At 71.6% G+C, this 13,378-nt stretch carries 8 protein-coding genes; 3 read left to right on the forward strand and 5 right to left on the reverse strand.

What is annotated here, in order from left to right; translation table 11 throughout:
* Positions 1-63: 63 nt before the first annotated feature.
* The gene (locus C1N81_RS19050) at positions 64-3,357 is read right to left on the reverse strand and encodes an ATP-dependent helicase (protein WP_394430659.1); all 3,294 of its coding nucleotides are present in this window, start codon (positions 3,355-3,357) and stop codon (positions 64-66) included.
* A 278-nt stretch (positions 3,358-3,635) separates the two neighbouring features.
* Positions 3,636-4,010 carry an MGMT family protein gene (locus C1N81_RS19055; protein ID WP_394430660.1) on the reverse strand — a complete coding sequence of 125 codons (375 nt, stop codon included), beginning with the start codon at positions 4,008-4,010 and terminating at the stop codon, positions 3,636-3,638.
* Between the two features lie 144 nt (positions 4,011-4,154).
* Between C1N81_RS19055 and C1N81_RS19060 the strand changes: the two genes are divergently transcribed.
* From C1N81_RS19060 to C1N81_RS19070, 3 genes are all read left to right on the forward strand, one after another.
* Positions 4,155-6,887 (forward strand): lysylphosphatidylglycerol synthase domain-containing protein, encoded by a 2,733-nt coding sequence (locus tag C1N81_RS19060; protein ID WP_394430662.1) that lies wholly within the window; start codon positions 4,155-4,157, stop codon positions 6,885-6,887.
* Between the two features lie 147 nt (positions 6,888-7,034).
* A complete protein-coding gene (locus tag C1N81_RS19065; RefSeq protein WP_394430664.1) occupies positions 7,035-8,582 on the forward strand; it encodes an alpha/beta hydrolase in 1,548 nt (515 codons plus the stop codon).
* A gap of 96 nt (positions 8,583-8,678) precedes the next feature.
* Complete coding sequence (locus tag C1N81_RS19070) at positions 8,679-10,307, forward strand: alpha/beta hydrolase (RefSeq protein WP_394430666.1); 1,629 nt, start codon at positions 8,679-8,681, stop codon at positions 10,305-10,307.
* A 112-nt stretch (positions 10,308-10,419) separates the two neighbouring features.
* Here the strand turns inward: C1N81_RS19070 and moeZ are convergent, their stop codons facing one another.
* The 3 genes from moeZ to C1N81_RS19085 form a co-directional block, all read right to left on the reverse strand.
* Positions 10,420-11,598 carry an adenylyltransferase/sulfurtransferase MoeZ gene (gene moeZ, locus C1N81_RS19075; protein ID WP_394430668.1) on the reverse strand — a complete coding sequence of 393 codons (1,179 nt, stop codon included), beginning with the start codon at positions 11,596-11,598 and terminating at the stop codon, positions 10,420-10,422.
* A gap of 63 nt (positions 11,599-11,661) precedes the next feature.
* Complete coding sequence (locus C1N81_RS19080; protein WP_394430669.1) at positions 11,662-12,411, reverse strand: spherulation-specific family 4 protein; 750 nt, start codon at positions 12,409-12,411, stop codon at positions 11,662-11,664.
* Positions 12,399-13,370, reverse strand: coding sequence for an NAD-dependent epimerase/dehydratase family protein (locus C1N81_RS19085; protein WP_394430671.1), 972 nt, complete (start codon positions 13,368-13,370; stop codon positions 12,399-12,401). The genes C1N81_RS19080 and C1N81_RS19085 overlap by 13 nt, the downstream gene beginning before the upstream one ends.
* Positions 13,371-13,378 lie beyond the last annotated feature (8 nt).

Consider the following 13,378-nt stretch of genomic DNA (forward strand, 5'->3'; position numbering starts at 1 on the left):
CTCAACGAGGCTAACCGGCACCACTGACAGCGCCCGCCCGATTCGGCACAGCGGAGGCGTACGTCACTCCACGACGTGCTGTCCCTCGGATCGCGCGCTGCACGAGGCGCGGAAGGCACAGTGCGTGCAGTGCTGCCCGGTGGTGGGCGCGAAGCGCTCGTCGAGGACCTTTCCGGCGGCGGTGGCCAGGAGGTCACCGACCCACTCGCCTTCGAGCGGCACCTGCGCCTGCACCTTCGGGAACGTCTCGCCGCCCGCCTTCTGAGGGGCGCCCTGGCGCAGCTGCACCAGTTCGGCTCCGCCGGGGTGCGGCCTCGCACCGTCGAAGGGCTCGTCCACGGCGCCCTCCCGCACGGCGAGCTGGTACACGGCGAGCTGCGGGTGGCGGGCCACCTCGGCGGCGCTGGGTGCCTGCTTGCCGGTCTTGAAGTCGACGACATAGGCGCGGCCCTCGGAGTCGCGTTCGACGCGGTCCATGGAGCCGCGGATGCGCACTTCGTAGGAGCCTGCTTCGAGGGTCACGTCGAAGGCGTGCTCACTGGCGACCGGGGTCCGCCCGGAGCGGTCCATGACGTGCCACTGGAGGAAGCGTTCGAGCGCCACGCGCGCGTGCTCCTTCTCCTGGGCGGACTTCCAGGGCGCGTCGAAGGCGAGCGCGTCCCACACGGAGTCGAGGCGCTCCATGAGGACGGCGAGGTCGGCCGGGGTGCGTCCGGAGGCGACCTCGTCGGCCAGGACGTGCACGACATTGCCGAAGCCCTGGGCGGCGGTGGCGGGCGCGTCGGCCTTCACCTCGCGGCCGAGGAACCATTGCAGCGCACAGGTGTTGGCGAGCTGGTCGAGGGCGCTGCCCGAGAGCACGACGGGCTTGTCCCGGTCCCGCAGGGGGACCTTGCTCTCGGTGGGCTCGTACATGCCCCACCAGCGGTACGGATGGGCGGAGGGCACGAGCGGCCGGCCGTCGTCGTCGCTGAGCGCGGCGAGGCGTGCGAGGCGCCGGGCGGCGGCCTCCCGCAGGGCGTCGGAGACGCGCGGGTCGACCGTGGTGGCCCGCAACTCCGCGACCAGGGCGGCCACCGACAGCGGGCGGCGCGGGCGGCCCGTGACGTCCTTGGGCTCGACGCCGAGTTCGGTCAGGAACCGGGACGGCTGGTCGCCGTCGTCGGCGGGTGCCTTCACCGCGGTGACGACAAGGCGCTCCCGCGCGCGCGTGGCGGCCACGTAGAACAGTCGCCGCTCCTCGGCCAGGAGGGCGCCGGGGGTCAGGGGTTCGGCCAGCCCGTCGCGGCCGATGCGGTCGGCCTCCAGCAGGGAGCCACGGCGGCGCAGATCCGGCCACAGGCCCTCCTGGACGCCCGCGACGACGACGAGGCGCCACTCCAGGCCCTTGGAGCGGTGCGCGGTCATCAGCCGTACGGCGTCGGGGCGCACGGCGCGGCCGGCCAGGGTGTCGGCCGCGATGTCCTGGGCCTCCAACTCCTCGAGGAAGTTACGGACGCCCCGGCCGCCGGTGCGTTCCTCCGCGCGGGCGGCGATGGCGAACAAGGCGCACACGGCGTCGAGGTCCCGGTCGGCATTGCGCCCTGCCGCGCCGCCACGCCGGGCGGCACGCTCCAGGCGCTGCGGCCACGGCGTGCCGTTCCACAGCTCCCAGAGGGCTTCCTCCGCGGTGCCCCCGTCCGCGAGCTTCTCGCGGGCCGTAGCCAGAAGGGCGCCGAGACGCTGCGCACCGCGCGCGTAGGCGGGGTCGTGCAGGGCGAGGCGCTCGGGCTCGGCGAGGGCGCGGGCGAGCAGCTCGTCGGAGGGCGGCGGCACCTGGTTGCCCGCCGCGCGCTCCTCCTCGCGCAGGGCGCGCCCCAGGCGGCGCAGATCCGCGGCGTCCATGCTCGCGAGCGGTGAGGTCAGCAGGGTGAGGGCCGTCTCGACGTCGAGCCGGAAGGCCGCATCGCCCGCGTCCCCTTCGGACGGGCTCTGCGCGACCGCCTTCAATGCGGTGAGCAGCGGCGCGACCGCCGGCTCGTGGCGCAGCGGCAGGTCGTCACCGTCGATGTCCAGGGGGACGCCCGCCGCGGTGAGCGCGCGGCGTACCGACGGGATGCTGCGCCCGCCCGCGCGCACCAGGACGGCCATGTCGCTCCACGGGACCCCGTCCTCCAGGTGGGCCCGGCGCAGGATGTCCGCGATGTTGTCGAGCTCCGTGCCGGCCGTCGGGTACGTGTAGACCTCGGTCCTGCCGCCCTCGCGCACGGGGGCGAGGGCGCGGTGGGCACGCACCTTCTCGGCGGGCAGACGGGTCAGCGGCATGCGCTGGGTGATGCGCCGTGTGGCTTCCAGGAGGCTGCTCGCGGAGCGCCGTGATGTGGTGAGGACCTCGACCGGCGCGGGGGTGCCGTTCGCGCGCGGGAAGGCGTCGGGGAAGTCCAGGATGCCGTTCACGTCGGCACCGCGGAACGTGTAGATCGACTGGTCGGGGTCGCCGAACGCGACCAGGGTGCGTCCCCCGCCCGCGAGCGCGTGCAACAGCCTGACCTGCGACGGGTCGGTGTCCTGGTATTCGTCGACGAACACGGCGTCGTACTGCGCGGCCAGCTGCCCGGCGACCTCCGGCCGGTGGGCGAGGAGCACCGCGCGGTGCACGAGTTCCGCGTAGTCCACGACGCCCTGCATGTCGAGGACGTCCAGGTACTCGGCGAGGAAGGTGGCGGCCGCGCGCCAGTCCGGGCGCCCTGTACGGCGCGCGAAAGCGTCCAGGGCGGCAGGACCGAGGCCCAGCTCCCGGCTGCGGGCGAGGACCGCGCGCACCTCGTCGGCGAAGCCTCGCGTGGTGAGACAGGCGCGCAGTTCGTCGGGCCAGCGGACGCGCGCGAGCCCGCCCTGCTCCAGGTCGATCTGGCCGGCGAGCAGCTCGCGCACGGCGACGTCCTGCTCGGGACCCGACAGCAGGCGCAGGGGTTCGACGAAGAGATCCGTGTCCTGGTGGGCGCGGACGAGCGCGTAACAGAAGGAGTGGAAGGTCGTCGCCTGCGGGGCGCGCGCGGCACCGATGCGCAGCGCCATCCTGTCGCGCAGCTCGACCGCCGCCTTGCGGCTGAACGTGAGGACAAGGATGCGTGCGGGTTCCGTGCCCTTGGCGATGCGCGCCGCCACCGCCTCCACCAGCGTGGTGGTCTTGCCCGTCCCGGGACCTGCCAGGACGAGCAGGGGGCCGTGGCCGTGGTCAACCACAGCCCGCTGGGGTGCGTCCAGACGAGGGGGGTCCACGGGAGCCCGCGGGGTGCGCACCAGTCGATACGCACCCGGGACCCGCTGTCGGACCGGCTGGTGCGACGGCTGCCTGGTGGACGAAGTGGAGCTCACGTGGATCGCTGGTCCTGGTGGGTGTGCGGGTGGTCGAAGCGCCTGCCGTGCGAAACGGTGGCTGCGGGGCGAAGGAGGTGTCTGCCATCGACGGTGCCGTCGACGCTACGCCGTCGAGTGTGGCGGAAGCCGGGCTTCCTACGCCTTGCTCGCGTCACTCCGGGCGCGATTGTGCCCAGTCTCACCAACGGACACGGTCGTGGCGAAGTGCCCCGAACGCGCCGTTTCCCCCGTACGGGCCACCGGCACCCCGCCCGCGCGCGGGATGGCCGAAGCTGTCACCTGTGAGCTTCCGTACGTGTCCCGCCGTCCCATCGAGCCCGCTTCATGTCCAGGCGCGGCAGGTGGCCGTCGGCGGACCGGGAGGCGTCCCGCAGGGGCGTGCCCTCGTCCCGGTAGTGGCCGAGCGCTCTCAGTTCGTGGCCCGGCAGCAGGGCCCCGTCCGCGCGCACCACGCGCCACCACGGCACGCCGCCACCGTAGAGGGCCATCACGCGCCCCACTTGGCGCGGGCCGCCCTCCTCCAGCCACTCGGCGACGTCTCCGTACGTCATGACCCGCCCGGGCGGGATCAGCTCGGCGACCTCAAGGACCCGCTCCGCGTACTCCGGGTGGGCGGGCGGTCCACCCGCCGGCTCGCTCTCCTCGCTCATCCGGTCCATCCTGCCCCACGCCACCGACAACGCGGAGGCTCGTACGAAATGCACCCTGATGCCTCCCGGCGGCGACGGGACATGCCACCATCGTGCGGGCGGTGACTGGTGATACGAGATCAAGAAGAGACGACGGAGCAGAGCGTGCACCCCGACAAGGCGGAGGGCACCTCTGTGACACCGGCGCGCCCTGAGAACGCGGCCGGGGAGGCCGCCGAGACCAGGCACGAGCAGCCCCTGCACGACCCCGACTGTGCCGACACGGAGCCGCACGCGGAGCGCGTCGAGGGCGACGAACCGTTGCTCCCCGCGCGCGTGCACCGCCCTTCGGACCTGATGCGGCTTCTCGTGGGCGTGCTCGCGGTCGCCGTCCTGCTGGCCATCGCCGCGTTCGCGCACGCCACGACGTCGGGCTTCGCCCAGGACATCAACAAGGGCACGGGACAGGCCCCCGACCTGCTGACCAAGTTCGCGGGGCTCGCCTCCAGCATCGCCATCCTGCTCGTCCCGGTCGCCTTCGCCATCGAGCGGCTGATCAAGCGCGACGGATTGCGGATCGCCGACGGGGTGCTCGCGGCCGTCCTCGCGCACGGGGTGACGCTCGCGACCGATCTCTGGGTCGCCAAGGCCGCGCCTCAGTCCATCCAGGACGCGCTCACCAAGGTGTCGCCGGGCGACATCCACGCGCTCACCGATCCCGTGCACGGCTACCTCGCGCCCGTCATCGCGTACATGACCGCCGTCGGCATGTCCCGGCGACCACGATGGCGGGTCGTGCTGTGGGTGGTCCTGCTGCTCGACGCGTTCGCGATGCTGGTCACCGGCTACACCACGCCGTTCTCGATCATCCTGACGATCCTCATCGGCTGGACCGTCGCCTACGGGACGCTGTACGCGGTCGGCTCTCCCAACGTGCGCCCCACCGGCCAGACGCTCCTCGCCGGCCTGCGCCATGTCGGCTTCCACCCCGTCAGCGCCTCCCGCGAAGAGGCACACGAAGGGGCCACGGAGAACGGCGACAGGGGGCGGCGCTACTTCGTCACCCTGGAGGACGGCCCACCCCTCGACGTCACCGTCGTCGACCGCGAACAACAGGCACAGGGCTTCTTCTACCGCGTGTGGCGCCGTCTGACGCTGCGCGGCATCACCCAGCGCCGCAGCCTCCAGTCACTGCGCCAGGCCCTGGAGCAGGAGGCGCTGCTCGCCTATGCGGCGATCTCCGCCGGGGCGAACGCGCCCAAGCTGATCGCCACCTCCGAACTCGGCCCCGACGCCGTGATCCTCGTGTACGAGCACATCGGCGGCCGGTCCCTCGACTCGCTGCCGGACGACGAGATCACCGACGACCTGCTGCGCGACACCTGGCACCAGGTGCAGGCGCTGCAGTCCCGGCGGATCGCCCACCGGCGCCTCGCGGGCGACGCGCTCCTGGTGGATCGTTCCGGCACGGTGTTCCTCACGGACCTGCGCGGCGGCGAGATCGCCGCGGGCGAGCTGGTCCTGCGCATGGACATCGCGCAGATGCTCACCACTCTCGGCCTGCGGGTCGGCGCCGAACGCGCGGTGGCCTCCGCCGTCGGCGTCCTCGGCCCCGACACCATCGCCGACTGCCTTCCGCTGCTGCAGCCGATCGCGCTCACCCGCTCCACCAGGGCGACATTGCGCAAGCTCGGCCGGGAGCGTGCCCAGCGCGAGCGCGAGGCCGTCCTGGAGGCGTCCAGTAAGGCCAAGCAGGCCCGCCTGGAAGAGGCGACAGCCGACGGCACGAAGTCCGTACGCGCCGAGAAGAAATCCGAGAAGAAGTCCGAGAAGGCCGAACGGCAGGCGGAGAAGCGCGCCATAGACGTCGCCCTGGACGAGGCGCGCGAGGAGGACCTGCTCACCCAGATCCGCCACCAGGTGCTCCGCATCCGGCCGCAGGCGCCGGTCGAACCGGCCCGCCTTGAGCGCATCCGGCCGCGCACCCTGATCAGCTTCATCGCCGGCGCGATCGGCGCGTACTTCCTGCTCTCCCAGCTCACGCACATCGACTTCGGCGCGATCGTCGGCGAGGCCGAGTGGGGCTGGGTCGGCCTCGCGGTCGTCTTCTCCGCGCTCAGCTACGTGGCGGCGGCGATGAGCCTGCTGGGCTTCGTGCCCGAGCGGGTGCCCTTCATGCGGACCGTGGCGGCGCAGGTCGCCGGGTCGTTCGTGAAGATCGTGGCACCCGCGGCCGTCGGCGGCGTGGCGCTGAACACGCGCTTCCTCCAGCGCGCCGGGGTCCGCCCCGGGCTCGCGGTCGCCAGCGTCGGCGCCTCGCAGCTGTTCGGCATGGGCAGCCACATCCTCCTGCTGCTGACCTTCGGCTACCTGACAGGGACGGAGAAAACCCCGTCCTTGTCGCCGTCCCGCACCGTCATCGCGGGCCTGCTGACCGTCGCCGTGCTCGTCCTTGTCGTGACGTCGATCCCGTTCCTGCGGAAATTCGTCGTCACGCGCGTGAGGTCGCTCTTCGCCGGCGTGGTCCCGCGCATGCTGGATGTGCTGCAGCGGCCCCGCAAGCTGCTCACCGGCATCGGCGGCATGCTGCTCCTCACCGCCTGCTTCGTGATGTGCCTGGACGCCTCCATCCGTGCCTTCGGCGACAACACGACGAGCCTGAGCCTGGCCAGCGTCGCCGTGGTCTTCCTCGCGGGCAACGCGCTCGGCTCCGCGGCGCCGACCCCGGGTGGTGTGGGCGCCGTCGAGGCGACGCTGACGGTCGGTCTGATCGCTGTCGGCCTGCCCAAGGAAGTGGCCGCACCCGCGGTCCTGCTCTACCGCCTGCTCACCTTGTGGCTGCCCGTGCTCCCCGGATGGCTGTTCTTCAACCACCTGACGCGCAAGGGCGCTCTGTAACGCGCGCGTGCCCGTCCAGAACACCCAGCACATCCAGCACATCCGGGAACACCAAGAACAACGGGAACACCGGGAACACCGGGAACGTGCTCACTCGCACAGCCCGCAGCCCGAGCGCGCCGCAGGGCGTCACCGCAGGATGGACGCATGCCCACTCCGTCCCGGCCCCGCGCCGCCGCCCTGGCCGTCACCGCCGCTCTGCTGTCCGCCTCCCTCGCGGCCTGCGGCGAGTCCGGTGACGACGACGTGGATCTGCCGTCCCAGACGCTGAGCTGGAAGGACTGCCCCGCACCCGCCGACTCGCAGGGCGGCGGTGACGCGCCGTCCCCCTTGCCGGGCGGCGCCGAGTGGCAGTGCGCCACCATGAAGGCACCGCTCGACTGGAGCGCCCCCGAAGGCCGGACGATCGACCTCGCACTCATTCGCGCCAAGGCGAGCGGCGACAAGGACAAGCGCATCGGCTCGCTGCTCTTCAACTTCGGCGGCCCCGGCGGCTCGGGCGTCACCAGCCTGCCCGCGTTCGCCACCGACTACGCGAAGCTGCGCACCCGCTACGACCTGGTCAGTTTCGACCCGCGCGGGGTGGGCCGCAGCGCCGGCGTCGCCTGCGAGGACGACAAACAGCTCGACGAGTACTTCCAGCAGGACTCCACCCCCGACGACACGGCGGAGCGGACGAAACTCGTCGACACCATCGAGTCCTTCAACAATGCCTGCGAGAAGAACTCCGGCAAGACCCTCCCCCACGTCCGCACCACCGACGCGGCCCGCGACATGGACCTCATGCGCCAGGTCCTCGGCGACGACAAGCTGCACTACTTCGGCATCTCGTACGGGACCGAACTCGGCGGCGTCTACGCGCACTTGTTCCCCCGGCACGTGGGCCGCGCCGTGTTCGACGGCGTCGTCGACCCCACACAGAGCTCGGAACAGGGCTCACTGGGCCAGGCCAAGGGGTTCCAGCTCGCACTCGACAACTACGCGGAGGACTGTACGTCCAAAGAGGAGGACTGCCCGGTCGGCGACACCCCCGACGAGGTCAAGGAGAAGATCGCCAAGCTTTTGAAGGAGCTGGACGACGAGCCGATCCCGGGCATCTTCCCCCGCGACCTGACCCAGACCGCCGCCACCAACGGCATCGCCCAGTCCCTCTACTCGCAGGACTTCTGGGAGTACCTGACCGAGGGGCTGCAACAGGCGTACGACGGCGACGGCAAGGTCCTCATGATGCTGTCCGACTCGATGAACGGCCGCAACGAGGACGGCACGTACAGCAACACCCAGGCCGCCAACGTCGCGATCAACTGCGCCGATGACAAGTCGCGCTACACGGCGAAGGATGTGGAGGCGAAACTGCCCGAGTTCCGCTCAGCCTCCGCGCTCTTCGGCGACTACCTGGCCTGGGGCATGCTCGGTTGCACCGGCTGGGCTGTCGACGGCGCCGCCGACCACCCGGACGTCAGCGCCCCCGGATCCGCCCCGATCGTCGTCGTCGGCAACACCGGTGACCCGGCGACCCCGTACGAGGGCGCGCGGAAGATGGTCGACGCGCTGGGCGACGGCGTGGGGGTCGAGGTGACGTACAAGGGCCAGGGCCACGGGGCGTACGACAGCGGGAACAAGTGCGTGCGCGCCGCGGTCGACGGCTATCTCCTGGATGGGAAAACCCCGAAAGAGGGAACGGTCTGCTCGTGATCATGGAGTTGTCCACAGGCTGAAGCAGGTGTCGGCACCGCCTCCTACGATGGCCTGACTGTTCCAAGAACCGGGGCAGTTCAGGGGGGAGGTGCCATGGCACCAGGACATGCACGTGCCCGTGCGGGCACACGCACACGGACGGGAACAGGGGCCCGCGCCACCGCGCTGGCGGCGGCGGTCGTGCTGACCGCCGGTCTGACGGCCGGTTGCAGCGGCCCGGACGAAAGCGGTTCGGGCAGCGGTGCGAGCGCTCCGAAACCCTCGAAGAGTTCCTTCCGTTCCACCGCCACGACCACACCTCGCGCGGCCCAGCCACCCCCGCTCCCCTCCTCTCTCACGGCGCAGCGCCTCGACTGGGGCCGCTGCGGCGCCACGGAGGGCGCACCCCCGCCCGGTTCCGACTGGCAGTGCGCGACGCTCAAGGCCCCGCTCGATTACGCGAAGCCGGACGGGGCGACCATCGCGATCGCGCTCATCAGGGCCAGGGCCCAAGGTGCCGGGGGCGACCGCATCGGCTCCCTGCTGTTCAACTTCGGCGGTCCGGGCGGCTCCGGTGTCGAGCGCCTGCCCGCGTTCGCCCCGCAGTACGAGCGGCTGCGCGAGCGCTATGACCTGGTGAGCTTCGACCCGCGCGGGGTCGCGGCGAGCGAAGGCGTGCGGTGCCGCAGCGACAAGGAGCGGCAGGCCGCCGAATCCGTCGACGCGACGCCCGACACCCCGGCGGAGGAGGCCGCCTTCCTGAAGGACGCCGCCGACCTCGGCAAGGGCTGCGCGAAGGCCGGAGACCTGCTCGGCCATGTGTCGACCACCGAGGCGGCCCGTGACCTGGACCTCATGCGCCAGGTCCTCGACGACGACAAGCTGTACTACATGGGCGTCTCTTATGGCACCGAACTCGGCGGGGTCTACGCCCACTTGTTCCCCGGCAAGGTCGGCCGGCTCGTCATGGACGCGGTCATGGACCCGACGGCGGGACGCCTCGGAGAGGCAGAGAACCAGGCGCGCGGATTCCAGCGCGCCCTCGACAACTACTTCAGGTCGCGCGGCACGGACCCGAAGCAGGGATCGCGCGAGGTCACGGCGCTCCTCAAGCGGCTCGAAGCACGGCCGCTGCCCACGGCGGGCGCACGCGAACTGAACGAGTCGCTGACGCTCACCGGCATGGCGGTCACCCTCTACAGCAAGGACAGTTGGCCCGCCCTCACCCGGGGTCTGCGGGACGCTGAGCGGGGTGACGGCACGACACTGCTCTCCCTGGCCGACGCCTACAACGACCGTGACGGGAGCGGGCACTACGGCACCGCGAGCTACTCGCAGCGCATGATCTCCTGCCTCGACGACAAGGCGCGGCCGACCGTGGCGCAGACCAAGGCGCGACTCGACCACTTCCGCGCGCTCTCGCCGGTCTTCGGCCCGTACATGGGCTGGGACACCGCGGGCTGGTGCCACGACTGGCCCGTGCCGGGACAGTGGGACGCCCCGGACGTGAGCGCGCCGGGTGCGGCACCGGTGCTCGTCGTCGGCAACACCGGCGACCCGGCGACCTTGTACGAGGGAGCGCGGCGCATGGCCGACGAACTCGGCAAGGGGGTCGGTGTCCAGCTCACCTGGAAGGGCCAGGGCCACGGGGCCTACAGCTCCGGCAGCACCTGCGTGGACTCGACCGTGGACGCGTACCTACTGGAGGGCCGAATACCGCGCGACGGCAAGGTGTGCTCCTGAGCGCGGACGCGACCGGCGCGCCGCGGGCTCCCGACATGCCGGACGGGCCCCGCGCGCAGTGCGCGAGGCCCGTCCGGGACAGTCACAACCGGGCGAAGGCCCGGCGCTCCCTCTAGTACACCGGCTTGTCGGGCTCGATCTGGTTGACCCAGCCGATGACGCCGCCGCCGACATGCACGGCGTCGGCGAAGCCCGCGGACTTGAGCACGGCGAGGACTTCCGCACTGCGGACACCCGTCTTGCAATGCAAGACGATCTTCTTGTCCTGCGGCAGGCCCTCGAGGGCGGTGCCCATGAGGAACTCGTTCTTCGGGATCAGCTTGGCGCCCGGGATGGAGACGATCTCGTACTCGTTCGGCTCGCGGACGTCGATGATCTCGATGCTCTCGCCGTCGTCGATCCACTCCTTGAGCTGCTTGGGAGTGATCGTCGAACCGGCCGCCGCCTCCTGGGCCTCCTCGGAGACGACGCCGCAGAAGGCCTCGTAGTCGATGAGCTCGGTGACGGTCGGGTTCTCGCCGCAGACCGCGCAGTTGGGGTCCTTGCGGACCTTGACCTGGCGGTACTGCATCTCCAGGGCGTCATAGATCATGAGGCGGCCGACCAGCGGGTCGCCCACACCGGCCAGGACCTTGATCGCCTCGGTGACCTGGATGGAGCCGATGGACGCGCACAGCACGCCCAGGACGCCGCCCTCGGCGCAGGAGGGGACCATGCCGGGGGGCGGGGGCTCCGGGTAGAGGCAGCGGTAGCACGGACCGTGCTCGGACCAGAAGACCGAGGCCTGGCCGTCGAAGCGGTAGATCGAACCCCAGACGTACGGCTTGTTGAGCAGCACGCACGCGTCGTTGACCAGGTAGCGCGTCGCGAAGTTGTCCGTGCCGTCCACGATCAGGTCGTACTGGCTGAAGATGTCCATCACGTTGTCGGCCTCGAGCCGCTCTTCGTGCAGGATCACGTTCACGTACGGGTTGATGCCGAGGACCGAGTCCTTCGCGGACTCCGCCTTGGACCGGCCGATGTCGGCCTGGCTGTGGATGATCTGGCGCTGCAGGTTCGACTCGTCGACCTCGTCGAACTCCACGATGCCGAGCGTGCCCACGCCGGCCGCGGCCAGGTACATCAGGGCCGGCGATCCGAGGCCGCCGGCGCCCACACAGAGCACCTTGGCGTTCTTCAGCCGCTTCTGCCCGTCCATCCCGACATCCGGGATGATCAGGTGGCGGGAGTACCTGCGGACCTCGTCTACGGTGAGCTCAGCAGCTGGCTCGACCAGGGGTGGCAGCGACACGGGGACTCCGTTGGTCGGTATCTACGTACGGTTGTTCTGTCTGCAACACTGCCACGCCCTCCTTCATTCCGAGACACCCGGTCCGATACGCGAGACGATCTCGTCCCAGTAGCCGGGCATCGACTCCCAGGGGTCGCTCAGTCCCCCGCGGTCCGTCTGATCGGTGAACCAGATCGTGCCCGCTCCCTGCCAGCGCGCGATGCGCAGCGCCTCGTCGAGATGGCCGCGGGGCGTGCCGTGGACGAAGTGGCAGAACCGCTCGGGCGGATAGTCGGCGGTCCACTCGGCCACCTGCGACCAGCGGTAGTCGCTCCACGGGCCGGAGAACGTCACCAACTGGTCGGCCGTCTCGGCGTATCCGGGGTACGGGTGGGTGCCGTGACCGAGCACGATGTAGGCGTCGTCGACGAGCGCGCGCAGCGTCGCCACGGTCCGCCGGACCTCGGGCAGGGCGACCCGCTCGGTGGGGCAGCGGTCGAGGCTGAACCCGTCGACCTGGTACCAGTCGAGGAAGCGGTGGGCGTCGGAGATCAGCTCGCCGAAGGAGCGGGCGCCGTAGGCCATGTCGAGGTGACCGAGGACACGGACGCCCGCGTTGCGCAGACGGCCGGCCGCTTCCAGGCAGTGCGGGTCGGGCCGGGCGCCGGGACCGTGGGCGACGTTGAGGACGACCCAGTGCACCGGCGCGTTCGGGCGGGTCAGTTCGGCCCATTCGGCAGGCGCGACGAGGGGGTGCGCGAAGCCGGGGATGCCGAAGCCGAGGCGTACGTCGGTGCTCGACAGGCCGGTCGCGGTGGGGGTCAGATACGGCATGCCGCCTCCATCCAGATGTCGGCGAGGGACTCTTCGAGGTTGATGCGGGGACGCCAGCCGAGCCGGTCGCGGGCCGTGCGCACGTCGGCCTGCTGCCAGCTCCCGCAGCCGTCCGGGTACGGGTATGCGGCGGGCGGCGGGCCCTGCATCCCGTGGTCTGATTCGGAGCGCGGGTGGATGACGGATGGCCGCATCGGGCCGGGAGGCGCGTCGAGCTCGTGGAGGGCGCCGCCGAATCCGGCGACCCGGGCGAGCACGGCGGCGGCGTCCCGCAACCGCACGGCGCGGCCAGAGCCGATGTTGATGACGCCCTGCGCGGCGGAGAGCGACGCGGCGTGCACGGCGCGGGCGACATCGCGTACGTCGATGAAGTCGCGCTGCGCGCCGAGGCCGCCGAGCTTCAGCTCACCGTCCCCGGCCTGCATCGCGCGGCGCATGGCCTCGGCGAGGCGGCCGAGCGGGGAGCCGGCGGGCGTGGCGGGTCCCGCGGGGGAGAAGACGCGCAGGACGACGGCGTCGAGGCCGGAGCCGAGGACGAGTTCGGTGGCGGCGAGTTTGCTGACGCCGTACGGGCCGCCGGGGCGGGGTACGGCGTCCTCGGCCGTGGACGAGCCGGGCTGCGAGGGGCCGTACTCGGCGCCGCAGCCGATCTGCACGAGGCGGGCGCCGCAGCTGCTGCGGCGCAGGGCCTCGCAGATGGTGGCGACGGCGACCGTGTTGTGCCGGGTGAGGTCGCGGGCGCCGCCACGGGTGGCGCCCGCACAGTTGACGACCACTCCCGGGTGGACGGCGTCCAGGAAGCGGGTGAGCGCGCCGGGACTGCCGGTGGCGAGGTCGAAGCGGACATCGGCGTCGTCGCCCCGGCCGAGCGCGGTGAGCTGTACGGCGGGGTCGGCCAGGAGTCTGTCGGCGACGAAGCGGCCGAGATATCCGTTGGCTCCGATCAGCAGGACCCTCATCGGACACC

Source organism: Streptomyces sp. SGAir0957 (genome assembly GCF_043523415.1).